At 39.2% G+C, this 22,483-nt stretch carries 38 protein-coding genes; 2 read left to right on the forward strand and 36 right to left on the reverse strand.

Translation table 11 applies throughout. From position 1 onward, the window contains the following. Positions 1-211: 211 nt before the first annotated feature. Entirely contained in the window at positions 212-430 is a 219-nt protein-coding gene (locus AC1M36_RS25385; protein WP_241818096.1) for a hypothetical protein, read from the reverse strand. A gap of 403 nt (positions 431-833) precedes the next feature. Between AC1M36_RS25385 and pdaB the strand changes: the two genes are divergently transcribed. Further along, complete coding sequence (gene pdaB, locus AC1M36_RS25390; RefSeq protein WP_336453945.1) at positions 834-1,598, forward strand: polysaccharide deacetylase family sporulation protein PdaB; 765 nt, start codon at positions 834-836, stop codon at positions 1,596-1,598. Between the two features lie 123 nt (positions 1,599-1,721). Here the strand turns inward: pdaB and AC1M36_RS25395 are convergent, their stop codons facing one another. After that, positions 1,722-2,339, reverse strand: a complete 618-nt coding sequence (locus AC1M36_RS25395) for a KinB-signaling pathway activation protein (protein WP_336453944.1) — start codon at positions 2,337-2,339, stop codon at positions 1,722-1,724. 138 nt (positions 2,340-2,477) lie between these two features. Between AC1M36_RS25395 and gerD the strand changes: the two genes are divergently transcribed. Next, a complete protein-coding gene (gerD, locus tag AC1M36_RS25400) occupies positions 2,478-3,098 on the forward strand; it encodes a spore germination lipoprotein GerD (RefSeq protein WP_479846325.1) in 621 nt (206 codons plus the stop codon). 73 nt (positions 3,099-3,171) lie between these two features. On the opposite strand, the gene AC1M36_RS25405 is transcribed toward gerD, so the two are convergent. The 34 genes from AC1M36_RS25405 to rpsS form a co-directional block, all read right to left on the reverse strand. Further along, on the reverse strand, positions 3,172-4,239 hold the full coding sequence (locus tag AC1M36_RS25405; protein ID WP_336453942.1) for an Mrp/NBP35 family ATP-binding protein: 1,068 nt from the start codon (positions 4,237-4,239) through the stop codon (positions 3,172-3,174). 148 nt (positions 4,240-4,387) lie between these two features. Next, entirely contained in the window at positions 4,388-5,101 is a 714-nt protein-coding gene (cwlD, locus tag AC1M36_RS25410; RefSeq protein ID WP_174102836.1) for an N-acetylmuramoyl-L-alanine amidase CwlD, read from the reverse strand. Positions 5,102-5,167: 66 nt separating this feature from the next. Then, positions 5,168-5,596: a DUF2521 family protein gene (locus AC1M36_RS25415; RefSeq protein ID WP_336453941.1), complete on the reverse strand. Its 429-nt coding sequence runs from the start codon at positions 5,594-5,596 to the stop codon at positions 5,168-5,170. A 649-nt stretch (positions 5,597-6,245) separates the two neighbouring features. Then, positions 6,246-6,638, reverse strand: a complete 393-nt coding sequence (gene rpsI, locus AC1M36_RS25420) for a 30S ribosomal protein S9 (protein WP_000079986.1) — start codon at positions 6,636-6,638, stop codon at positions 6,246-6,248. A 21-nt stretch (positions 6,639-6,659) separates the two neighbouring features. Further along, positions 6,660-7,097 (reverse strand): 50S ribosomal protein L13, encoded by a 438-nt coding sequence (gene rplM / locus AC1M36_RS25425; RefSeq protein WP_001260793.1) that lies wholly within the window; start codon positions 7,095-7,097, stop codon positions 6,660-6,662. Positions 7,098-7,249: 152 nt separating this feature from the next. Then, a complete protein-coding gene (gene truA / locus AC1M36_RS25430) occupies positions 7,250-7,993 on the reverse strand; it encodes a tRNA pseudouridine(38-40) synthase TruA (protein WP_336453940.1) in 744 nt (247 codons plus the stop codon). A gap of 14 nt (positions 7,994-8,007) precedes the next feature. Then, positions 8,008-8,802, reverse strand: a complete 795-nt coding sequence (locus AC1M36_RS25435) for an energy-coupling factor transporter transmembrane component T family protein (protein ID WP_336453939.1) — start codon at positions 8,800-8,802, stop codon at positions 8,008-8,010. Further along, the gene (locus tag AC1M36_RS25440) at positions 8,790-9,671 is read right to left on the reverse strand and encodes an energy-coupling factor ABC transporter ATP-binding protein (RefSeq protein ID WP_336453938.1); all 882 of its coding nucleotides are present in this window, start codon (positions 9,669-9,671) and stop codon (positions 8,790-8,792) included. Before AC1M36_RS25440 ends, AC1M36_RS25435 begins: the two co-directional genes overlap by 13 nt. Continuing rightward, positions 9,647-10,489, reverse strand: a complete 843-nt coding sequence (locus tag AC1M36_RS25445; RefSeq protein ID WP_336453937.1) for an energy-coupling factor ABC transporter ATP-binding protein — start codon at positions 10,487-10,489, stop codon at positions 9,647-9,649. The genes AC1M36_RS25440 and AC1M36_RS25445 overlap by 25 nt, the downstream gene beginning before the upstream one ends. A 111-nt stretch (positions 10,490-10,600) precedes the next feature. Continuing rightward, positions 10,601-10,963, reverse strand: a complete 363-nt coding sequence (rplQ, locus tag AC1M36_RS25450; RefSeq protein ID WP_000331491.1) for a 50S ribosomal protein L17 — start codon at positions 10,961-10,963, stop codon at positions 10,601-10,603. A gap of 35 nt (positions 10,964-10,998) precedes the next feature. After that, positions 10,999-11,943 carry a DNA-directed RNA polymerase subunit alpha gene (locus tag AC1M36_RS25455; RefSeq protein WP_000569645.1) on the reverse strand — a complete coding sequence of 315 codons (945 nt, stop codon included), beginning with the start codon at positions 11,941-11,943 and terminating at the stop codon, positions 10,999-11,001. Between the two features lie 180 nt (positions 11,944-12,123). Continuing rightward, on the reverse strand, positions 12,124-12,513 hold the full coding sequence (gene rpsK / locus AC1M36_RS25460) for a 30S ribosomal protein S11 (RefSeq protein WP_000101801.1): 390 nt from the start codon (positions 12,511-12,513) through the stop codon (positions 12,124-12,126). Positions 12,514-12,537: 24 nt separating this feature from the next. Then, positions 12,538-12,903 carry a 30S ribosomal protein S13 gene (gene rpsM / locus AC1M36_RS25465; RefSeq protein ID WP_000090789.1) on the reverse strand — a complete coding sequence of 122 codons (366 nt, stop codon included), beginning with the start codon at positions 12,901-12,903 and terminating at the stop codon, positions 12,538-12,540. A 21-nt stretch (positions 12,904-12,924) separates the two neighbouring features. Then, positions 12,925-13,038 (reverse strand): 50S ribosomal protein L36, encoded by a 114-nt coding sequence (gene rpmJ / locus AC1M36_RS25470; protein ID WP_000868344.1) that lies wholly within the window; start codon positions 13,036-13,038, stop codon positions 12,925-12,927. 35 nt (positions 13,039-13,073) lie between these two features. Continuing rightward, positions 13,074-13,292, reverse strand: coding sequence for a translation initiation factor IF-1 (gene infA / locus AC1M36_RS25475; RefSeq protein ID WP_001029884.1), 219 nt, complete (start codon positions 13,290-13,292; stop codon positions 13,074-13,076). A 63-nt stretch (positions 13,293-13,355) separates the two neighbouring features. Continuing rightward, positions 13,356-14,102, reverse strand: a complete 747-nt coding sequence (gene map / locus AC1M36_RS25480) for a type I methionyl aminopeptidase (RefSeq protein WP_336453936.1) — start codon at positions 14,100-14,102, stop codon at positions 13,356-13,358. Further along, complete coding sequence (locus AC1M36_RS25485) at positions 14,102-14,752, reverse strand: adenylate kinase (RefSeq protein ID WP_097898926.1); 651 nt, start codon at positions 14,750-14,752, stop codon at positions 14,102-14,104. The genes map and AC1M36_RS25485 overlap by 1 nt, the downstream gene beginning before the upstream one ends. Positions 14,753-14,806: 54 nt before the next feature. Continuing rightward, complete coding sequence (gene secY / locus AC1M36_RS25490) at positions 14,807-16,108, reverse strand: preprotein translocase subunit SecY (protein ID WP_336453935.1); 1,302 nt, start codon at positions 16,106-16,108, stop codon at positions 14,807-14,809. Further along, positions 16,108-16,548: a 50S ribosomal protein L15 gene (gene rplO / locus AC1M36_RS25495; RefSeq protein WP_017150138.1), complete on the reverse strand. Its 441-nt coding sequence runs from the start codon at positions 16,546-16,548 to the stop codon at positions 16,108-16,110. The genes secY and rplO overlap by 1 nt, the downstream gene beginning before the upstream one ends. 33 nt (positions 16,549-16,581) lie before the next feature. Further along, positions 16,582-16,764 carry a 50S ribosomal protein L30 gene (gene rpmD / locus AC1M36_RS25500; RefSeq protein WP_001085234.1) on the reverse strand — a complete coding sequence of 61 codons (183 nt, stop codon included), beginning with the start codon at positions 16,762-16,764 and terminating at the stop codon, positions 16,582-16,584. Positions 16,765-16,780: 16 nt separating this feature from the next. Beyond that, the gene (rpsE, locus tag AC1M36_RS25505; protein ID WP_017150137.1) at positions 16,781-17,281 is read right to left on the reverse strand and encodes a 30S ribosomal protein S5; all 501 of its coding nucleotides are present in this window, start codon (positions 17,279-17,281) and stop codon (positions 16,781-16,783) included. Positions 17,282-17,302: 21 nt separating this feature from the next. Next, entirely contained in the window at positions 17,303-17,665 is a 363-nt protein-coding gene (gene rplR, locus AC1M36_RS25510) for a 50S ribosomal protein L18 (RefSeq protein ID WP_017150136.1), read from the reverse strand. 31 nt (positions 17,666-17,696) lie between these two features. After that, positions 17,697-18,236 carry a 50S ribosomal protein L6 gene (gene rplF / locus AC1M36_RS25515; protein WP_336453934.1) on the reverse strand — a complete coding sequence of 180 codons (540 nt, stop codon included), beginning with the start codon at positions 18,234-18,236 and terminating at the stop codon, positions 17,697-17,699. 31 nt (positions 18,237-18,267) lie between these two features. Continuing rightward, positions 18,268-18,666, reverse strand: a complete 399-nt coding sequence (gene rpsH, locus AC1M36_RS25520) for a 30S ribosomal protein S8 (protein ID WP_000245511.1) — start codon at positions 18,664-18,666, stop codon at positions 18,268-18,270. A gap of 29 nt (positions 18,667-18,695) precedes the next feature. After that, positions 18,696-18,881, reverse strand: coding sequence for a 30S ribosomal protein S14 (rpsN, locus tag AC1M36_RS25525; RefSeq protein WP_001085700.1), 186 nt, complete (start codon positions 18,879-18,881; stop codon positions 18,696-18,698). A 33-nt stretch (positions 18,882-18,914) separates the two neighbouring features. Further along, positions 18,915-19,454: a 50S ribosomal protein L5 gene (gene rplE / locus AC1M36_RS25530; RefSeq protein WP_017150134.1), complete on the reverse strand. Its 540-nt coding sequence runs from the start codon at positions 19,452-19,454 to the stop codon at positions 18,915-18,917. Positions 19,455-19,480: 26 nt separating this feature from the next. Continuing rightward, entirely contained in the window at positions 19,481-19,792 is a 312-nt protein-coding gene (rplX, locus tag AC1M36_RS25535) for a 50S ribosomal protein L24 (protein WP_026593170.1), read from the reverse strand. A 38-nt stretch (positions 19,793-19,830) separates the two neighbouring features. After that, the gene (rplN, locus tag AC1M36_RS25540) at positions 19,831-20,199 is read right to left on the reverse strand and encodes a 50S ribosomal protein L14 (protein WP_011983254.1); all 369 of its coding nucleotides are present in this window, start codon (positions 20,197-20,199) and stop codon (positions 19,831-19,833) included. Between the two features lie 43 nt (positions 20,200-20,242). Continuing rightward, positions 20,243-20,506, reverse strand: coding sequence for a 30S ribosomal protein S17 (rpsQ, locus tag AC1M36_RS25545; protein WP_011983253.1), 264 nt, complete (start codon positions 20,504-20,506; stop codon positions 20,243-20,245). Positions 20,507-20,526: 20 nt separating this feature from the next. Next, the gene (gene rpmC / locus AC1M36_RS25550) at positions 20,527-20,727 is read right to left on the reverse strand and encodes a 50S ribosomal protein L29 (RefSeq protein WP_000855718.1); all 201 of its coding nucleotides are present in this window, start codon (positions 20,725-20,727) and stop codon (positions 20,527-20,529) included. Then, on the reverse strand, positions 20,717-21,151 hold the full coding sequence (rplP, locus tag AC1M36_RS25555) for a 50S ribosomal protein L16 (RefSeq protein WP_336453933.1): 435 nt from the start codon (positions 21,149-21,151) through the stop codon (positions 20,717-20,719). Before rplP ends, rpmC begins: the two co-directional genes overlap by 11 nt. 1 nt (position 21,152) lies before the next feature. After that, complete coding sequence (gene rpsC, locus AC1M36_RS25560) at positions 21,153-21,812, reverse strand: 30S ribosomal protein S3 (RefSeq protein WP_336453932.1); 660 nt, start codon at positions 21,810-21,812, stop codon at positions 21,153-21,155. 3 nt (positions 21,813-21,815) lie between these two features. After that, positions 21,816-22,157 carry a 50S ribosomal protein L22 gene (gene rplV, locus AC1M36_RS25565; protein WP_011983250.1) on the reverse strand — a complete coding sequence of 114 codons (342 nt, stop codon included), beginning with the start codon at positions 22,155-22,157 and terminating at the stop codon, positions 21,816-21,818. A 17-nt stretch (positions 22,158-22,174) separates the two neighbouring features. Beyond that, positions 22,175-22,453 carry a 30S ribosomal protein S19 gene (gene rpsS / locus AC1M36_RS25570; protein ID WP_336453931.1) on the reverse strand — a complete coding sequence of 93 codons (279 nt, stop codon included), beginning with the start codon at positions 22,451-22,453 and terminating at the stop codon, positions 22,175-22,177. Positions 22,454-22,483 lie beyond the last annotated feature (30 nt).

The raw sequence follows: 22,483 nt of genomic DNA on the forward strand, positions 1-22,483 counted from the left end.
TAGCATCTAAAATAAAAATTGACGTTTCACGTTGTTTGTTTCGTTCAGTTTTCAAAGAACTCGTTTGTCGCTCATTTGCGACTTCCTTATGTTAACATCTTCGTTTTTCGATGTCAACTAAGTTTTTCAATTTCTTTTTTCGCTTTCTGCGTTTCTCGCATCAGCGACGGTTATTAATTTATCATAGATTGAATCCTATCGTCAACAACTTTTAATAAAAAATTCTTTTTCTTACATAACGGGTGCACTCTTCTGCATTTGCTACTCTTCGAAACAAACAAAAAATAATTTTATATCGTTCTTCCATTGTCTTTTTTACAACATCATGTATTCGCTCATCTGCAAAATCAAATAAAAGTTCATCTAACTCTCTCTTCAATACATATTCTATTTCTTTCTGTTCTTCTTTTGTAATCATAATCCCAAGCAAACTATCACCTCAACAATTACTCATATGTCTATGTAAATGCAAATTGATAAACCGCTATAAGCCATTTCCTTTTAGATAGGAGAGGGTATCCGATCATACACAAAAGCGGTCAGATCCTTTTTCCGCCTCACGCTGAGTAAAAACAAAGAGAAAAAACAAGTGGAGATTTCTTTTTATTTTCATAGCAGCAACTTATATATTAGAAAATCCGAATTGGGTATATGTATACGAAGTAACGTGATATATTCATCAACTCTAAGGACGAATGCATCATCCTTAAAATTAAAAATCACACTATATTGTCCATTATATCCATTTCCTACGATATTAATCGTTCAGTTCTCTTTTCAACTTTTTGAGCATATAAGTAACTGAAAAGGATTGGACAAAGGGGCGGAGTATTATGTTTTTCTTTTTTATAACAAGTAAACGTAAATTTAAGCACATTAGTTTAATTATTGTACTATCCTTATTTACAGCATGGCTTCTCTTTTTAAAGACATATTCTCATCAATCTGCTTTTTCAACTGCAACTGGTCCAAAAGTCATTTACAAAGGCGATACCGCAAAAAAACAAGTTGCGTTAACATTCGATATTAGTTGGGGAGATAAAAAGGCGCTTCCGATTCTGGACACTTTAAAAGAAAGGGAAATTAAAAATGCGACTTTCTTCCTCTCTGCAGCATGGGCAGAGAGACACCCTGACATTGTGGAACGGATTATACAGGATGGACACGAAATTGGCAGTATGGGATATAACTATACATCCTACACTTCTTTGGAAGCAAACGAAATGCGGAGAGATCTTTTACGTTCGCAAGATGTATTTACAAAGCTCGGCATAAAACAAGTCAAGCTCTTGCGCCCTCCTAGCGGGGAATTTAATAAAACTGTTCTTAAAGTTGCAGAATCTCTCGGATATACTGTTGTACACTGGAGTAATAATTCAAACGACTGGAAAAATCCTGGTGTAAATAAAATTGTATCAACCGTTGCTAACAATTTACGAGGGGGAGACATCGTTTTATTACACGCTTCTGATTCGGCACTTCAAACAAATAAATCTTTACCGCTGCTTCTGCAAAAATTAAAAAGTGATGGCTATGAGCAAGTATCGGTATCACAACTTATTTCTAATACAGATGCAAAAAGTAATGATATAAAGTAAAACTTTAATCACTAGGGAGTTCTTCATTCCCCACCTACCAATAGCGAGTAAAAGTCAATCTATACTAAAAAGAGTACAACACCTCACACAAAAGGCGTTGTACTCTTTTTCACTCTCATCTTCTTAACTTGCTGACTTACTTTTTTGTTGTCCTATTAAACGATGTAATATGAGTAACTGATATGCATTACACAAAAGAAGCGGGATAACCATTAAATATAACCAATCGGTATCATTAATCCGGAGCGCCGGTACCCATTCAAGAATTGTTACGACGACCATAAAGAATAAAGCAGGTATAAATGCTTTCTTATTCGTCTCTTTACTCTTTATATAGGCTACAATTGCCCCAAATAAAAATAATATTCCAGCCACAAGAATATTATTTCCAAACGAAACTTCTCCATTTGCAACGAGTACCGACCTTAAATAAACGAAATCAAACAGTACAAATGCAATGAAAAAGAGCTGAACTGCGTTCCAAAGAGAAGACGACCGAAACATTCCTAGTCCAAAACGATGAACTGTTAAATACGCAAAAAAGCCCATTTGACTAATTACACTAAAAATAAATCCAACCCCAAGTAACCAAAAAGAAATCATTAGAATCTCTTTTCCGTCGAAATTTTGAAAAAATTTAGCGTACTTGTCCCATCCTAAAATAAAACCAATAAGGATTGTACTAATTCCCCCAAGCAGTAACGTCGTTAAAAATAGTCGTACCCATTTTCGGCTATTCACAACCCATCCCCCATTATTGATATATTTCTACTTAAATTGTATCAATGACAATTTCAAAAAGCTAGCCATGAACATGTATAAATTCCTCTAAGATATTTATATTAAAAAAGAGAACTGTGTTGAAAGGAGCTCCAACTAATGAAACGGATGCTGCTCATTTTAGTTTCTTCACTTCTTTTCACTACACTTACCGCATGTGCGCAAGGAGAAGAAGCGAAATCTGAATTAGATTACGATCAAACAAAAAAAATGATTGTCGATATTTTAAAAACTGATCAAGGGAAGAAAGCAATCCAAGATGTATTAACAGATGAGAAAGTGAAACAAGCACTTATATTAGATGAAGCCGTAGTCAAAAAAACGATTGAAGATGCAATGGTATCTGAAAAGGGGCAGCAGCTTTGGGAAAAACTATTTAAGGATCCTGAGTTTTCAACGAAATTCGCCAAAGGTATCGAAAAAGAACAAACAACCTTAATGAAGACTCTATTAAAAGACCCTGAATACCAAGCAGGTGTTATAGAAATTATGAAAAATCCCGAAGTGGAAAAAATGATGCTACAAACAATGAAAAGCAAAGAGTATCGTCAATATTTGCAACAAGTATTAACAGAGACTGCTGAAAGCCCACTCTTCCAAACTAAGATGATTGATATCATTAGTAAAGGTATTGAAAAAGCTGAAAAAGGTGGCGGAGCTGAGAAAAAAGAAGGTGGCGGAGAAGGCGGATCACAAGACGAAAGACAAGAACAAAAGTAAAACGAATCTCTACACATAAGAATTTCCCCACCTCTACATATGTAAGGCGGGGAAATTTTCTACTCGTAGAGGTTTATTTTTGTTTAACTGATGTTCTATCAATAACTTGCTCAGCTATTGTCCTGTAGATGACACCTGTTTTATGTGTATCCTCGTATACTGATGGTGCAAAATCATCTTTATTCCAATCTGGTTGCTGAAGTGGAATTCGCCCTAATACATCTGTTTGTAATTCTGCAGCTAATTTATCTCCTCCGCCTTTGCCAAACACATACTCTTTCTCACCGGTTACTTTACTTTCGAAGTAAGCCATATTTTCAACAACCCCAAGAATACTATGTTCAGTACGAAGTGCCATAGCACCTGCACGAGCTGCTACAAATGCCGCTGTTGGATGAGGTGTTGTTACAATAATTTCTTTACAAGATGGTAGCATTGAATGCACATCTAAGGCCACATCCCCTGTACCTGGTGGTAAGTCTAATACTAAATAATCTAAATCTCCCCATTCCACCTCTGTGAAAAAGTGATTTAACATTTTACCAAGCATTGGTCCTCTCCAAATAACAGGAGCATTGTCTTCTACAAAGAAGCCCATTGAAATTACTTTTACCCCTAAACGCTCTACAGGAATAATTTTATCGCCCCTTACGATTGGACGTTTTTCGATTCCCATCATATCTGGTACACTAAAGCCATATATATCAGCGTCAATAATACCAACTTTCTTTCCTAAACGAGCTAATGAAATTGCAAGGTTTACAGAAACCGTTGATTTACCAACCCCACCTTTTCCACTTGCAACCGCTAAAAATGTTGTTTTAGAATGCGGTGATAGTAAAGATTCGCTTCCTTGTTCTTCCTGAGGCGGCGCAAATTGAGCTAGCTCGTCCTCTGTAAATTCAGCAAAACGCAAACCAACCGTTGCGGCTCCAAGTTCTTTCACAAGCTTTACAATAGCTGACTGCAATTGCATTTGTTCAGCAGTCCCTGTTTTTACAATCGCAATTTTAACACTGACATGCTCTTTCTCAGGCTTTACAGTTACCTCTTTAATTGCATTTGTTTCTTTCAATGTTTTATGTAGAAATGGATCAGTAATCCCTTCAAGTGCTTTCACTACTTGCTCTTTCGTTACCATAATCAGCCCAGCCCCCTGTATGAAAAGTAAAGTAATGTTAAATGAATTGGGTTTGTATATTTTCATTCCAAAAATAAATGCGTTTTCATTTCCAGTATAACATATTTTCCGAAAACTTCGTTAACGAGAGGAATTCAAAAAACCCTCCTTATTCAGGAGGATTCCCTTTCTCCGTAAAATAACGTAGTATTCCACGGTATATAGCAGCTGCCACCTTTTGCTGATATTTCTCCGAATTTAACATATATCGTTCATTTACATTGGATAAAAAACCAGCTTCAATTAAAGCACCAGGTGTTTTTGCATACTTAAGCAAATAAACATGAGAGATCGTTTTAGCAGAACGGTTTGTATTTTCTAAACTCGTTCGTAATTCAGCCTGTATAAACTTCGCTGCTCGTTCATTTTCGATTAAAGAGCGGTAATAAAACGTTTGTGCTCCTTTTGATCCACTACTCGTCAGGGCATTTAAATGAATGCTCGCAAAAAAGTCTACATCGGGCTTATTAATAATTTCTACACGCTTTTTTAAATCTTCTGCCTTACGTCTACTATATGATTTTGTACTTTTGTCAGCTAAATCATAATCTCCCTCTCTCGTCAAAATAACTAAAGCTCCTTGCTCCTGCAAATAATCTTGTACCATTTTTGTAATTTCAAGCGTAATATTTTTTTCCACTATGTCCTGACCACCAACTGCCCCTCCATCTGGTCCACCATGCCCAGCGTCTAATACAATTACTTTCCCAGATAAGGGTAAGTTCCAAGCCCGCCACGACTTTGTAATTTGAAATTCTTGTTTTACCAAGAAAAACAGTACAACTGCAGCAAGCATAAAAGAGATAATCCGAATTCTCTTCATACCTTTCCTCCTCCAGCTAGTCCCTCTAATTACTTATATGGGACAAGAGGAAAGTTTATGCTTTTCTTAATGCAGCTTTAAGCGATATCTTCTTTCACCCTTTTCGTATCCCTCACGCCACCATGAACTAATAAATTGCGCACAAGATTCATAAAGCAATTCCTCATCGTTCGATTCTATCTCCCGCATAGTCGTGCTTGTTAAAAATTGAAACAACATCTCCGTTAATTGCTGTTCCTCTTCTAATGCTCTATATTTCACATCAAAAAAAGATTCACCATAATAGCCAAATTTGCTATATCTTGCTCCTAATAAGTACGATTCAATTCCCAGTTCAATACAATAATCCTCATACTGCCTGTGCAATTCTTTCATATCGAAAGCATCACGAATATTGGACCTTAACGTTTTTAATGATAATTCGCGAAGCATCTTTCGCTCATATTTCAACTGCTTTTCTTTTTGTTTTTCTTGTAAGGTAACAATGACATTCATAGTACTTATAAACCTCCCTAATACGTATTAGTCTAAGCTTCTGAAGAAGAAGCATACGTGAGAAGGTAGCACTAAAATATTCCAAGCTATAAAGTGAAACTTTAATCACCCCCCGACAGAGAGGCGCTTTTTGCCTCGTCCGAGGAGGCGAAACGACCGGAGATTCTAGCCGCTAGAGCTGGACATTGCTTTCTCTGAATTTTGAGGTGGGAGTGTTCCTAACCGCTAATGTGGGATAAATAAGAGGACTAAAAATACTTGAGGATAATTATATAAGGAAAAGGCAATATAAAGTGAAGCTTTAATCAGTGGGCTTTTCTCTCACTCCCACCTATATCTTTGTCATCTCTCTTTCAATATTAAGATAGGGGTCTTAGTGCCCGTTAATGCGGAATAAAATCTTTCTCTTTAGATGGAAGAGAACATCTAGCCATGAATAGCAACTGTCACCTGTCCTATGAGAAACTAAAACAAAAGAAATATAGGAGTGCAGGTCACTTTTCACTCTTCGTAGCAGCGATTTATATGTTAAAAATCAAAATAGATTTATTCCATAAACTCACAATCGATGATGGAAGCCTCAACATATAGTTCCATTAGGCATAATAAAAACCCCAGCCAAATGGCTGGGGTTTGAAGTTCGCAAAAATTAACGTTTTGAGAACTGAGGTGCACGACGTGCGCCTTTAAGACCGTATTTTTTACGCTCTTTCATACGTGCGTCACGAGTTAATAGACCTGCACGTTTTAATGTTAGACGGTATTCTGGGTCAGCTTTTAATAAAGCGCGAGAAATACCGTGACGAATAGCACCAGCTTGACCAGTGTATCCACCACCATTTACGTTTACAAGTACATCGTAGTTACCTAAAGTTTCTGTTGCAACTAGAGGTTGTTTCACTACTTCACGTAATGCAGCAAATGGGATATAGTTTTCAAAATCACGACCGTTAATGATAACGCGTCCTTCGCCTGGAACTAGGCGTACGCGCGCTACTGAACTCTTACGACGTCCAGTACCATAGTATTGAACCTGTGCCAAAGTAAGCCCTCCTTTAATTAATTATCCGCGAAGTTCGTAAACTTCTGGTTTTTGTGCTTGGTGTGGATGCTCTGCTCCAGCATACACATTTAATTTTTTAGACACTTGACGTCCTAAACGTCCTTTTGGAAGCATGCCTTTAATTGCAAGCTCTAACATTTGTACAGGGTAGTTTGTACGCATTTCTAGAGCTGTTCTTTGTTTAAGACCACCTGGGTGGTTAGTGTGACGGTAGTAAATTTTATCGTTTAATTTATTACCTGTTAAATGAATTTTCTCAGCGTTAATAATAATTACATGATCACCCGTGTCAACGTGTGGTGTAAATGTAGGTTTGTTTTTACCACGTAAAATGGATGCTACTTCACTAGCAAGGCGACCTAAAGTTTGACCTTCAGCGTCAACCACATACCATTTACGCTCAACTTCGTTAGCTTTTGCCATAAAAGTCGTACGCATTTGTTTCCCTCCTCGTTATCTTTTCCATAGAAAAAATCTATTGTTTATCTTAAACACGATTTCCTTCCGGGGCTAATCGTGGTTTTAGAAACAATACCATATGTTATGATATCCTTTTGAGTTTCTAATGTCAAGCAAATGTTACACCAGGATTAGTTGTTATAGTTTACCTGCCATAAATAAAGCCCATGCCCTGGCACCATCTTCCCAGCAAAACGACGATCTTGTTTTTTTAAAATCTCTGGAATGCTGTCAGGATCAAGTTTTCCTTGTCCTACGCTAAGTAGCGTACCAACAATAATTCGCACCATATTATATAAAAATCCATTGCCTACAAAACGAAAAATTAATTCATCTTCTTGTTCGATTAAATCTATTTCATAAATTGTTCGCACTTTATCTTTTTTGTCAGTTTTTGCCGAGCAAAATGAAGTAAAATCATGCGTACCAATAAAATAAGGAATTGCCTTACGAATAGATTCTATCTCGAGTGGATATGGATACTGATATACGTAATTTCTACGGAATACATCAGCTGTTTTAGATAATAATACCCGGTAACGATATTCTTTTCTTTCCACACCGTATCGCGCGTGAAAATCTTCTGTTTTTTTCTCTACTTGCAAGACCACAATATCATCTGGCAACATCGTATTTAAAGCATTCATCCATTGCCATTCTTCAAGCGATAACGATGTATCAAAATGGATCACCTGTCCTCTTGCATGAACAGTAGAATCTGTCCGCCCTGATGCCTGAACACGAACAAGCTCTCCTTTATGCAATTTTTGCAGTGCTTTCTCTATTTCTTGTTGCACAGTACGATGCTGCGGTTGAATTTGATAACCGCAAAAGTTGATGCCATCATATGCAACTGTACATTTTATTCTTTCCATTTCTCTATTCTCCATTATGATCGCACCCATGCTAGAATACACGCTAAACAAAGTAAACTCACTATTGTTAACGTATCACTTGTTTTCCAGCGTAGCTGCCTAAATTTAGTACGTCCCTCACCGCTTTGATACCCACGTGCTTCCATTGCAATCGCTAAGTCCTCAGCACGTTTAAATGCACTAATAAAAAGCGGTACAAGTAAAGAAATAACCGCCTTTAATCGATCTTTTATCGGCCCGCCAGCAAAATCAATACCACGGGATGCTTGTGCTTTCATAATTTTGCTCGTCTCATCCATTAATGTGGGGATAAAACGAAGAGAAATGGACATCATTAATGCGATTTCATGCACAGGAACCTTTATACGCTTTAACGGCTTTAACAACGTTTCCATACCGTCAGTAATTTCAATAGGTGTTGTTGTTAGTGTTAATAATGTCGTCATTAAAATAATGACAAAAAATCGTATAGAAATATATATCCCTTGCTCTAATCCCTTTTCATGTATCGAAAACCAACCAAGCTGAAGAAGTACATCCCCTTCTTTATTTGTAAAAATATGCAGAAAAAATGTAAACAGAAAAATCCATAAGATTGGTTTTAAGCCCGAAAGTACATAACGAATCGGCACTTTTGCAAAAAATAAAGCAATGAGTGCATATAAAAATAAAAGTCCATATGAAATCGCATTATTTGCTAAAAAGACAACAAATACATATAAAAAGACAATCAACAGCTTCGCACGTGGATCAAGTTGATGAATGAGCGACTTACCTGGAATATATCTCCCAATAATCAACTGCTGCATGATTCATGACCACCTTTTCGTAACACCTGTACAACTTCATGAGTAAGATCCTCTAAAGATAAGGTAGCCTTTGGAATCGAAATACCAAACTTCTCTTCAATTGCACGTTTATACTTTAAAGACATTGGAAGGTCTACACCGATTTGTTCTAACTCATCTGCATGTAAGAATACTTCCTCTGCTGTTCCTTGCAAAAAGACCGTTCCTTTATGCATAACCACAATTTGATCTGCATACTTGGCAGCATCCTCCATATTATGAGTAACTAAGATTACTGTCAAACCCTGCTCCTTATGAAGCTTATAAAACATCTCCATAAGCTCTTGTTGTCCCTTAGGGTCAAGCCCTGCTGTCGGTTCATCTAATACGAGAACTTCAGGTTCCATTGCAAGTACACCTGCTATTGCAACACGTCTCATCTGTCCACCACTTAACTCAAATGGAGAACGCGCTAATAGCTCTGGATCTAGTCCTACAAGCTCAATTGCATCCCTTGCCTTTTGTCTTGCCTCTTCTTCCGATACTCCGAAATTTGAGGGCCCAAAACAAATATCTTTCTCAACGGTTTCTTCAAATAACTGATGCTCTGGAAATTGAAAGACAACCCCTACTTTTTTTCGCAGTGGCTTTAATTTCTTTTCTTTCTTTTGCGAGGAAATCAAATGCTTCCCAATTTGAACCGTACCATTTGTCGGTTGCAATAAACCATTTAAATGTTGAATCATCGTTGATTTGCCCGAACCAGTATGGCCGATAATGGCATAATACCCCCCACTTGGAAACGACACGTTTACATCATAAAGCGCGCGTCTTTCAAATGGAGTTTTATATTGATAACGATGCTCTACTGTTTGGAATGTAATCTCCAAAGTTCGTTCACCAAGCTTTCCATTGTAAGATGCGTATTTTGCAGTGGAATATCATTTCTTTTTAATAATTCTGCTATTTTTACTGAGAATGGTACATCTAACCCGATTTCCCTAAGCATATGAGAGGAATTAAAAATTTGCTCTGGCATACCTGCCTCTAATATTTCTCCCTGATTCAAAATGATAACACGATCTGACTGTGCAGCTTCTTCCAAATCATGCGTAATCGATAATACGGTAATGCCTTTTGTATCCACAAGCTTCCTAACCGTTTCAATTACTTCACGTCGTCCTTGTGGGTCTAGCATCGATGTTGCTTCATCCAATATTAAAATAGATGGTTGCAATGCTAACACACCTGCAATCGCCACACGTTGCTTTTGTCCACCAGATAACGAATGAGGCTCCTCATTAAGAAAATCTTCCATTCGGACCATCTTAAGTGCTTGATTCACCCGTTCTACCATCTGTTCCCGAGGCATCCCGATATTTTCAAGACCAAATACAACATCATCTTGCACCGTTGTCCCAACAAATTGATTATCTGGGTTTTGAAATACCATACCTATTTGTTTTCGAATATCCCATACCGTTTCTTCAGATAAAATCATTGTATCATTTACAATAATCGTTCCTGATTCCGGTAAAAATAAACCATTTAATAATTTTGCCAGTGTAGACTTCCCTGAACCATTTTGTCCAATTACAGAAACCCATTCTCCCTCATATAAGGAGAATGATACGTCTTTTAGCGCATAAGAAGTTGCCCCGGGATATTGAAATGATATATTTTGTGTGCGAAGTTTCTCTTTTTTCAATGCAAGGCACCCTCTCTCACTACTTCATCAAGTTAGCCTATTTTCTATATTTAAAAAAAAAGGGCCACGACCAGTTACTTGAAAAGAACTGTCCTGCCCTTTTAATTATCATTATACTAACTCGATAATTACCATTGGTGCTGCGTCTCCGCGACGTGGACCAATTTTTGCAATACGAGTGTATCCGCCTTGACGCTCAGCATAGCGTGGAGCTACATCAGCGAATAATTTTTGAAGTGCATCTTGACCAGTCTCAGCATTAGCAACTTCATTGCGGATGAAAGATGCAGCTTGACGGCGAGCATGAAGATCTCCGCGTTTACCTAAAGTGATCATTTTTTCCACTACAGAACGAAGTTCTTTTGCACGAGTTTCTGTCGTTTGGATGCGCTCGTTGATAATTAAATCAGTAGCTAAGTCACGTAACATAGCTTTACGTTGCGCACTTGTACGGCCTAATTTTCTGTATGCCATTCGTAGTTCCCTCCTTTGTTGATGAGATTAAATCCTCAGTCGTCTTTACGTAAGCCTAAACCTAATTCCTCAAGCTTATGCTTAACTTCTTCTAAGGATTTACGTCCTAAGTTACGAACTTTCATCATATCTTCTTCTGTTTTGTTCGCAAGCTCTTGTACAGTATTAATTCCTGCACGTTTTAAGCAATTATAAGAACGAACAGAAAGATCAAGTTCTTCAATAGTCATTTCTAGAACTTTTTCTTTTTGATCTTCTTCCTTCTCGACCATAATCTCAGCATTTTGTGCTTCATCAGTTAAACCAACGAAGATGTTTAAATGCTCAGTTAAGATTTTGGCACCTAAAGAGATAGCTTCTTTTGGCCCGATGCTTCCATCCGTCCATACATCAAGCGTAAGCTTATCATAATTTGCCACTTGTCCGACACGTGTCTTTTCCACTTGGTAAGTAACACGTGATACTGGAGTATAAATAGAATCAATAGGAATAACTCCTATTGGTTGATCTTCGCTTTTATTTGCATCAGCTGGCGTATACCCACGGCCACGCTTTGCAGTTAAACGCACGCGGAAATGCGCATCCTTTGCTAACGTCGCAATGTATAAATCTGGATTTAAGATTTCAACATCACTATCGTGAGTAATATCTGCAGCTGTGACAATACCTTCGCCCTGTACATCGATTTCCAACGTCTTCTCTTCCTCAGAGTAGATTTTAAGAGCTAACTTTTTCAAGTTTAAGATGATCGTTGTTACGTCTTCTACTACGCCCTCAACTGTTGAAAACTCGTGTAATACGCCATCGATTTGGATGGCAGTTACAGCGGCACCAGGGAGTGAGGATAAAAGAATACGACGTAGGGAGTTACCCAAAGTAGTACCATATCCACGCTCAAGCGGTTCAATCACGAATTTGCCATACTTAGCATCTTCATTAAGTTCAACCGTTTCGATTTTCGGTTTTTCGATTTCAATCATTAACTAAACCCTCCTTCAAAACGTCGAAACCCCGGCTAAACAAAGGAAAAACCTCTGTCTAACCGAAAGTCCCCCTTAGGCAGTTCCCGATTGTGCACAACAAGCGATGTTTCTGTACGAAATTTCTCGATAATGCATCATATCCATTATAGACAAAAGGGAAAATTCTATACAGAAAAATTAAACACGACGACGTTTTGGCGGACGACATCCATTATGAGGAACTGGAGTAACATCTCTGATTGCTGTTACTTCTAGACCTGCAGCTTGAAGAGCACGAATTGCAGCTTCACGACCAGCACCAGGACCTTTTACAGTAACCTCTAAAGTTTTTAAACCGTGCTCCATTGCAACTTTAGCAGCAGTTTCAGCAGCCATTTGCGCAGCGAATGGAGTAGATTTACGAGATCCACGGAAACCAAGTGCACCAGCACTAGACCAAGAAAGCGCGTTACCGTGAGTGTCTGTAAGTGTTACGATTGTGTTGTTGAAAGTAGAACGAATATGAGCTACACCAGCTTCAATATTCTTTTTCACACGTTTTTTACGAGTGTTTGTTTTACGTGCCATTGTTAGTTCAACCTCCTTTACTTATTATTTCTTTTTATTTGCTACTGTACGACGTGGACCTTTACGTGTACGAGCATTGTTTTTAGAGTTTTGACCACGAACTGGTAAACCACGACGGTGACGAAGACCACGGTAAGAACCGATCTCCATTAGACGTTTAATGTTAAGAGATACTTCACGACGAAGGTCTCCCTCAACTTTAATACGATCGATGATATCACGGATACGTCCTAATTCGTCTTCCGTTAAATCACGAACTCGTGTTTCTTCAGAAACACCAGCTTCAGCAAGAATTTTTTCAGCAGTTGTGCGACCAATGCCGAATACGTAAGTTAAAGAAATAACAACGCGTTTGTCACGAGGAATATCTACACCTGCGATACGTGCCATTCCGAATGCACCTCCTTCTGATTAACCTTGTTTTTGTTTATGTTTAGGGTTTTCACAAATAACCATTACTTTTCCACGTCTACGAATAACTTTACATTTTTCGCAGATTGGTTTAACTGACGGTCTTACTTTCATGTCTCGAACCTCCTTAAAGATTACGGAGTGCTATATTATTTAAAACGGTACGTAATACGACCACGATTTAAATCGTACGGAGATAATTCTACCGTAACTTTGTCTCCTGGTAAAATACGAATGAAGTTCATACGGATTTTACCAGAAACGTGAGCCAATACGACATGCCCATTCTCTAATTCTACTTTGAACATAGCATTTGGCAACGTTTCAAGAACGGTACCTTCGACTTCAATTACATCATCTTTAGCCATTCAATAGTTCTCCCTTCTTCAGTAACATTTTACACTGCTCTGAAATCCCGGAGAGCCAGCTACTTATAAAGTGGTAAGGATTTCGTATCCTGCTTCTGTAAGAGCAATCGTGTGCTCGAAGTGGGCACACCATTTACCATCTACCGTTACCACTGTCCAGTCATCAGATAGTGTTTTTACATATCGTCTTCCTTGGTTCACCATCGGCTCAACACAGATGACCATGCCCGGCTTTAATCTAGGACCTTTATTTGGTGGACCATAGTGCGGGATTTGAGGGTCTTCATGTAAGTCTTGCCCGATTCCGTGACCAACATACTCCCTAACGATCGAGAATCCATTGTCTTCAGCATACGTTTGAACCGCATGTGAGATATTGGATAATCTTTCGCCTGGTTTTATTTGTTCTAGACCAAGATACAACGATTTTTCTGTGACATCAAGTAGCTTTTGAACAGATTCAGAAATGTTTCCTACTGGATACGTCCATGCAGAATCTCCATGGTACCCATTGTATTTCGCACCAATATCGATACTGATGATATCGCCTTCTTGGAGCTTGCGCTTTCCTGGAATCCCATGTACAAGCTCTTCATTTACAGAAGCACAGATGCTTCCCGGAAATCCGTTGTATCCTTTAAAAGATGGCGTAGCACCATATTTTCGAATCGTCTTTTCCGCTATTTGATCGAGCTCTTTCGTTGTAATTCCTGGAGCAATATGCTTTTTCAACTCTTGATGAGTTAAAGCAACGATCTTGCCCGCTTCTCGCATGATCTCTATCTCGCGAGGAGTTTTGCAAATGATCATTACGCTAAGCCTCCGATGAGAACATCGATATCAGCAAATACTTTATTGATATCTTGCTCACCATTAATGCTTTGTAAGTAACCAAGCTCTTCATAGAAATCAAGCAAAGGTTTTGTTTGCTTAATATTTACCTCTAAACGATTCGCTACAGTTTCTTCATTGTCATCAGAGCGTTGATATAATTCGCCACCACATTTATCGCACACATCAGCTTTTGCTGGTGGATTGAATTCTAAGTGGTAAGTCGCACCGCACTCTTTACAAATGCGACGGCCTGTAAGACGTTTTAATAACAATCCTGAATCCACATTAATGTTTAAAACATAGTCGATTTTTTTGCCAAGATCTTTCATTATCTCTTCAAGAGCGGATGCTTGTGCAACTGTTCGTGGAAAACCGTCTAATAAGAAGCCTTTCACACAGTCTTCTTGGCTTAAACGTTCACGAACGATTCCAATTGTAACTTCATCTGGAACAAGGGCACCTTTATCAATAAAAGATTTCGCTTGTAAACCAAGTTCAGTTTCAGCTTTCATAGCTGCACGGAACATATCTCCTGTTGAAATGTGAGGGATGTTATACTTGGCAACAATCTGTTCGGCTTGTGTACCTTTACCAGCACCAGGAAGCCCCATTAAAATTAAGTTCATCTTTGTTCCCCCTCAATACATGAGCATGTAGGGAAGACACATCTTCCCACTTACTCACTGCTTGATAAACCCTTTGTAATGGCGTTTTACCAGTTGGCTTTCTAGCTGCTTCATTGTTTCTAAAGCAACGCCGACAACGATTAACATACTCGTTCCACCGATCTGAGCAGATGGAGGAAGATTCCCCAGTTTCGTAAAGATAACTGGTAGAACTGCAATCGCTGCTAGGAAAATAGATCCTACAAAGGTCAAACGATACAAGATTTTTGTTAGATATTGTTCTGTATTCTTACCCGGACGAATACCTGGAACATATCCACCTTGCTTGTTTAAGTTCTCTGACATTTGCTCTGGATTAACCTGAACAAATGCATAGAAATATGTGAAGGCTACGATGAGCGCTACATATATTATCATTCCCACTGGGTGAGAATAGTTAAAGTTTTGGATAATCCACTGCGATACATCATGTTTCGGGAAGAACTGTGCAATAGTTGGAGGTGTAATTAAGAATGAAACAGCAAAAATTACTGGAATAACACCCGCACTATTTACCTTAAGCGGTAAATGTGTGTTTTGTGCTCCAGCATAACTACCATTTCCTCCTGTTACACGCTTCGCATATTGAATTGGGATCTTTCTAACAGCTTGCTGAATGAAGATAACTCCAACAACAACTGCTAGCACAGCTAGTAAAATCAATACAACTTTAACGATACTCATGAACAGTTGATCTCCGACATTTTGAAACTGTTGTTGATACACTTGAGATATTACACTTGGGATCGCTGCGGCAATACCAGCAAAGATAAGGATGGAAATACCATTCCCTACACCTTTTGCTGTAATCTGTTCACCTAACCACATTAAAAATGCAGTACCAGCAGTCAGTACCGTAGCAATGTATAAATAAGTGCTCCAACCTGGATTCAAAATTAACTGCCCACCTACCATACCGTTAAAACCGATTGACATACCAAACCCCTGAATAAACGCAAGAACAATTGTAAAGTAACGCGTGAATTGTGTTAATTTACGACGGCCCATTTCGCCTTGCTTCGCCCATTCCGAAAATTTAGGAACAACATCCATCTGCAATAATTGCACGATGATGGATGCTGTAATATACGGCATGATTCCCATCGCGAAGATGGAGAAGTTTTTCAAAGCGCCACCGCCAAATGTATTTAGGATTCCTAATGCATTTAACTGATCTTGTGCTTTCAGTACGTCTCCATTTGTAAATGGCACTGGGATAAACGTGCCAATCCTGAATACGATTAACATCGCTAAAGTGAATAATATTTTACGTCTTATCTCAGCAACGCGCATAAAGTTGGAGATTGTACGAAACATTAGATCACCTCAACTGTTCCGCCAGCTGCTTCAATTGCTTCTTTAGCACTTGAAGAGAACTTGTGCGCTTTAACAGTTAGTTTTTTCTCAACTGCTCCGCTTGCAAGAACTTTAACACCATCGTTTAACTTGCTGATAACGCCAGTTTCCAGCAATAATTCAGGTGTTACTTCTGTACCATCTTCAAAACGGTTTAACGTCGCTAAGTTTACAATAGCAAACTCTTTGCGGTTAATGTTTGTGAAGCCGCGTTTTGGTAAACGACGGAATAATGGAGTTTGACCACCTTCGAAGCCAAGACGAACACCACCGCCAGAACGAGCGTTTTGTCCTTTATGACCTTTACCAGCAGTTTTACCGTTACCAGAACCGATACCGCGACCGACACGGTTACGTACTTTACGAGAACCTTCTGCAGGTTTTAATTCATGAAGTTTCATTCCCAGGCACCTCCTTATATTAATGAGTTATCCTTAAGCTTCTTTTACAGTTACAAGGTGAGAAACTTTGTTGATCATACCAAGAATAGCAGGAGTTTCTTCCTTAACTACAGTTGAATTCAACTTTTTAAGACCTAAAGCTTCTACAGTCGCACGTTGATCTTGCGGACGACCAATTACACTACGAGTGAGGGTAATTTCTAACTTTTTCGCCATTTGTTTTCCCTCCTTCTTAACCTAGTAGCTCTTCTACAGATTTACCGCGTAATTTTGCAACATCTTCAGCACGCTTAAGTTCGCTTAATCCGTTCACAGTAGCGCGAATCATGTTAATTGGTGTGTTAGAACCAAGAGATTTCGAAAGAATATCTTGTACACCAGCTAATTCAAGAACCGCACGAACTGGTCCACCAGCGATTACTCCAGTACCTTCAGCAGCAGGTTTTAGGAATACTTCACCAGCTCCGAAATGTCCGATGATTTCGTGTGGAATTGATGTACCAACTAATGGTACTTCGATTAAGTTTTTCTTAGCATCTTCGATAGCTTTGCGAATAGCATCTGGTACCTCTTGAGCTTTACCAGTACCGAATCCAACATGACCGTTTTTATCACCAACTACAACTAGTGCAGCAAAGCGGAAACGACGACCACCCTTAACAACTTTCGCAACACGGTTTATCGTAACTACACGTTCTTCAAGTTCTAATTTACTTGGGTCAATGCGACGCATCAATTTTCCCTCCTTTGACCATTAAAATTGTAATCCAGCCTCACGAGCAGCTTCAGCTAGAGCTTTAACACGGCCATGGTATAAGTAACCACCGCGATCAAATACTACTTCTTTAACACCCTTCTCTACAGCACGCTTAGCAACTAATTCGCCAACTTTCGTAGCAGCTTCAGTGTTGCCTGTACCGTTAAGAGCAAGGTCTTTATCAAGAGTAGATGCACTTACTAATGTTACACCATTCACATCATCAATAACTTGAGCGTAAATGTGTTGGTTAGAACGGAACACGTTTAAACGTGGACGCTCTGCAGTACCAGTAAGTTTAGCACGTACACGTGCATGTCTTTTCTTACGAGTCGCATTTTTATCAGCTTTAGTGATCATTCTTGTCACTCCTTTCTTTCACCTAACGGGCTTACTTAGCAGTTTTACCTTCTTTACGACGAACAACTTCACCTTCGTAACGAATTCCTTTACCTTTGTAAGGTTCTGGAGCACGTACAGCACGAACGTTAGCAGCGAATTCGCCAACACGTTGCTTATCGATACCTTTAATCACGATCTTAGTTGGAGCAGGAACTTCAACTTCAAGACCCGCTTCAGGAGTCATTTCAACTGGATGAGAGTAACCTACGTTTAATACAAGTTTGTTACCTTGTTTTTGAGCACGGTAACCAACCCCGATTAATTCAAGTCCGCGAGCGAAACCTGTAGTTACACCTTCAACCATGTTACCTAGTAAAGCACGAGTTGTACCGTGTAATGCACGGTGTTCCTTCTGTTCAGATGGACGCTCTACTGTTAGGATGTTTTCTTCAATTTTGATAGACATATCAGCATTGAATGTACGAGTTAATTCACCTTTAGGTCCTTTTACTGTTACAGTATTGTTTTCTGCTACTGTGATAGTAACACCTGCAGGGATTTCAAGAATCTTTTTACCAATACGAGACATGTTGTCACACCTCCGTTCGTTTCAATATTAATTACCAAACGTATGCTACTACTTCTCCACCAGTTTGTAATTGACGAGCGTCTTTGTCCGTCATTACTCCCTTAGATGTAGAAACAAGAGCGATACCTAATCCGTTAAGTACACGTGGTACTTCGTCAGCTTTTGCGTAAACGCGTAAGCCAGGCTTACTGATACGTTTTAATCCAGTGATTACACGTTCATTGTTTGCACCATATTTCAGGAAAATACGAAGGATACCTTGTTTGTTATCCTCGATGTATTCTACATCACGAATGAAACCTTCACGTTTTAAAAGTTCAGCGATCTCTTTTTTGATTTTAGAAGCAGGAACCTCTAATTTCTCATGACGTACCATGTTCGCATTACGGATGCGAGTAAGCATATCTGCAATTGGATCTGTCATCACCATGTGTTTTACCTCCTTCCCATTTGTGGGTTTTACCAACTAGCTTTTTTAACACCAGGAATTTGACCTTTATATGCAAGTTCACGGAAACAAATACGGCAAAGTTTAAATTTGCGGTATACAGAATGCGGACGACCGCAGCGCTCGCAACGTGTATACTCTTGTACTTTAAACTTAGGAGTACGCTTTTGTTTCGCAATCATAGATTTTTTAGCCACGTTTTCGCCTCCTCTACTTAGCGTTGGCTTCCATTATTTTTGGAATGGCATACCGAATTGTGTTAAAAGTTCACGAGCTTCTTCATCAGTGTTCGCTGTAGTAACGATTACGATGTCCATACCGCGGACTTTGCTTACTTTATCATAATCAATCTCAGGGAAGATAAGTTGCTCTTTAACACCTAATGTATAGTTACCACGACCATCGAAAGATTTCTTAGATACACCACGGAAATCACGTACACGTGGTAAAGAAACAGATACTAATTTGTCGAAGAACTCATACATTTGCTCACCGCGTAAAGTAACTTTCGCTCCGATTGGCATACCTTCACGTAGACGGAAACCAGCGATAGATTTCTTAGCACGAGTGATTACAGGTTTTTGACCTGCGATTTGAGTTAATTCTTCTACAGCATTGTCTAATGCTTTAGAGTTTGCTACCGCATCACCAACACCAGTGTTGATAACGATCTTTTCGATCTTCGGTACTTGCATTACAGATTTATAGTTAAACTTGCTCATTAGAGCAGGAGTAATTTCCTTTTGGAACTTCTCTTTAAGGCGATTCAATGAAGTGACCTCCTTTCTTAAGAAAATTATTTATCTAATAATTCACCAGATTTTTTTGCAATACGAACTTTTTTACCATCTTCCACTTTGTAGCCTACACGAGTAGGTTCACCAGTTTTCGGATCTAATGGCATAACATTAGAAACGTGGATAGGTGCTTCTTTCGTGATAATTCCACCTTGTGGATTTAATTGAGATGGCTTAGAGTGCTTCTTAACGATGTTAACACCCTCAACGATAACACGGTTTTGTTTTGGGAAAGCAACTAGGATAACACCTTGTTTTCCTTTGTCTTTACCAGTGATTACCTGTACTTTATCACCTTTTTTTACATGCATCTTAATTCTGCACCTCCTTAGCAAGGCAATACCTTAAATTATAGAACTTCTGGAGCTAAAGAAACGATCTTCATGAAGTTGCTATCACGTAGTTCACGAGCTACTGGTCCGAAGATACGAGTACCGCGTGGGCTCTTGTCATCTTTAATGATAACAGCTGCGTTTTCATCAAAACGGATGTAAGAACCATCTGGACGACGAGCACCGCTCTTCGTACGTACTACTACTGCTTTAACAACGTCACCTTTTTTAACAACGCCACCTGGTGTTGCTTGTTTTACCGTAGCAACGATAATATCACCGATGTTAGCATATTTACGACCAGAGCCGCCTAATACCTTAATTGTTAAAAGTTCACGTGCACCAGAGTTGTCAGCAACTTTCAAACGAGATTCTTGTTGGATCATGTTATGAAACCTCCCTTCGGACTTAAAATTCCGATTCGTCTATTTAGATAATAACCGCTTCTTCAACGATTTCAACTAAACGGAAACGCTTAGTAGCAGAAAGCGGGCGAGTTTCCATGATTTTTACGATATCGCCAACTTTTGCTTGGTTTTGCTCATCATGCGCTTTGTACTTCTTAGAATACTTAACGCGCTTTCCGTACAAGGAATGAGTTTTGTAAGTTTCAACTAAAACTGTAATCGTTTTGTCCATTTTGTCAGATACAACACGACCAGTATAAACTTTGCGTTGGTTACGTTCGCTCACTTTGCAAACCTCCCCTCAATTTATCGATTAATTCCGATCTCTCTTTCACGAACTACAGTTTTCATACGAGCGATCGCTTTACGCACTTCACGGATGCGTGTTGGATTCTCTAATTGTCCTGTAGCAAGCTGGAAGCGAAGGTTAAACAACTCTTCCTTTAACGCTTTAACTTTTGTTTCGATTTCGGCAGTGGTTAATTCACGAATATCATTAGTTTTCATTAGATTCACCACCATTTTCTTCACGTTTTACGAATTTACATTTCACAGGTAACTTGTGAGCTGCAAGACGTAATGCTTCGCGTGCTACCTCTTCAGATACACCCGCGATTTCAAACATAACTTTCCCAGGTTTTACTACTGCTACCCAGCCTTCTGGTGCCCCTTTACCGGAACCCATACGTACTTCTAGAGGTTTTGCAGTGTAAGGTTTAGAAGGGAAAATTTTAATCCAAACTTTACCGCCACGTTTCATGTAACGAGTCATTGCACGACGAGCTGCTTCGATTTGACGGTTAGTGATCCATGAAGCATCTTGTGCTTGAAGACCGAATTCGCCAAAAGCAACTTCAGTACCACCTTTTGCACGACCACGCATTTTACCACGATGCTCTCTACGATATTTTACGCGTTTAGGCATTAACATATTATTTTCCTCCTTCCTCAGAAGCTTTCTTTTTTGTAGGAAGGACTTCTCCACGGTAGATCCATACTTTTACGCCTAATTTACCGTATGTTGTATCAGCTTCAGCTGTTGCATAGTCAATATCAGCGCGAAGTGTATGAAGTGGAACAGTTCCTTCACTGTAAGATTCTGCACGAGCGATATCTGCTCCGCCAAGACGACCAGAAACCTGTGTTTTAATACCTTTAGCACCTGCGCGCATAGCACGTTGAATAACTTGCTTTTGTGCACGACGGAAAGATACACGGTTTTCTAATTGACGAGCGATATTTTCCGCTACTAATTTAGCGTCAAGATCAGCTCTCTTAACTTCTAAGATGTTGATGTGTACACGCTTGCCTGTTAATTGGTTAAGAGCTTTACGAAGTGCTTCAACTTCTGTACCACCTTTACCAATTACCATACCAGGTTTTGCAGTGTGAATTGTAACATTTACACGATTTGCTGCACGCTCGATTTCTACTTTAGAAACAGAAGAATCTTTTAAGCGAGCTGTGATGTATTCACGAATTTTGATGTCTTCATGAAGAAGTGTAGCGTAATCTTTCTCAGCGAACCAGCGAGATTCCCAATCACGAATAACACCGACACGAAGACCGACTGGATTAACCTTTTGACCCATCGATTATCCCTCCTTCTTTTCTGATACCACAACTGTGATGTGGCTTGTGCGTTTGTTAATTTGGCTTGCACGACCCATTGCACGTGGACGGAAACGTTTTAACGTTGGACCTTCGTCAACGAAAACTTTCTCTACAACTAAGTTGTTTACATCCATTTCGTAGTTATGCTCTGCGTTTGCGATTGCAGATTTTAAAACTTTCTCTACAACTGGAGAAGCAGTTTTTGGCGTGTGGTTAAGGATAGCGATCGCTTCACCCACTTGCTTACCTCGGATTAAGTCTACTACTAGGCGAACTTTACGAGGAGCAATACGAACTGTTCTCGCTACTGCTTTAGCTTGCATTGAAGTGCCTCCTCTCATTATCTTCTAGTTTTCTTATCGTCAGCATCATGACCTTTATACGTACGAGTTGGTGCGAATTCACCTAACTTGTGGCCAACCATGTCCTCAGTGATGTATACAGGTACGTGTTTACGACCGTCATATACAGCGATTGTGTGACCGATGAACTGAGGGAAGATTGTTGAACGACGAGACCAAGTTTTAACAACTTGCTTTTGCTCAGTTTCGTTTAACTTTGCAACTTTACTCATTAAGTGATCATCGACAAATGGTCCTTTTTTTAAGCTACGAGCCATTTTGGTGCCTCCCTTCGTGATTGCCGTACG

It is taken from the genome of Bacillus sp. Medicinal_06 (assembly GCF_056711665.1).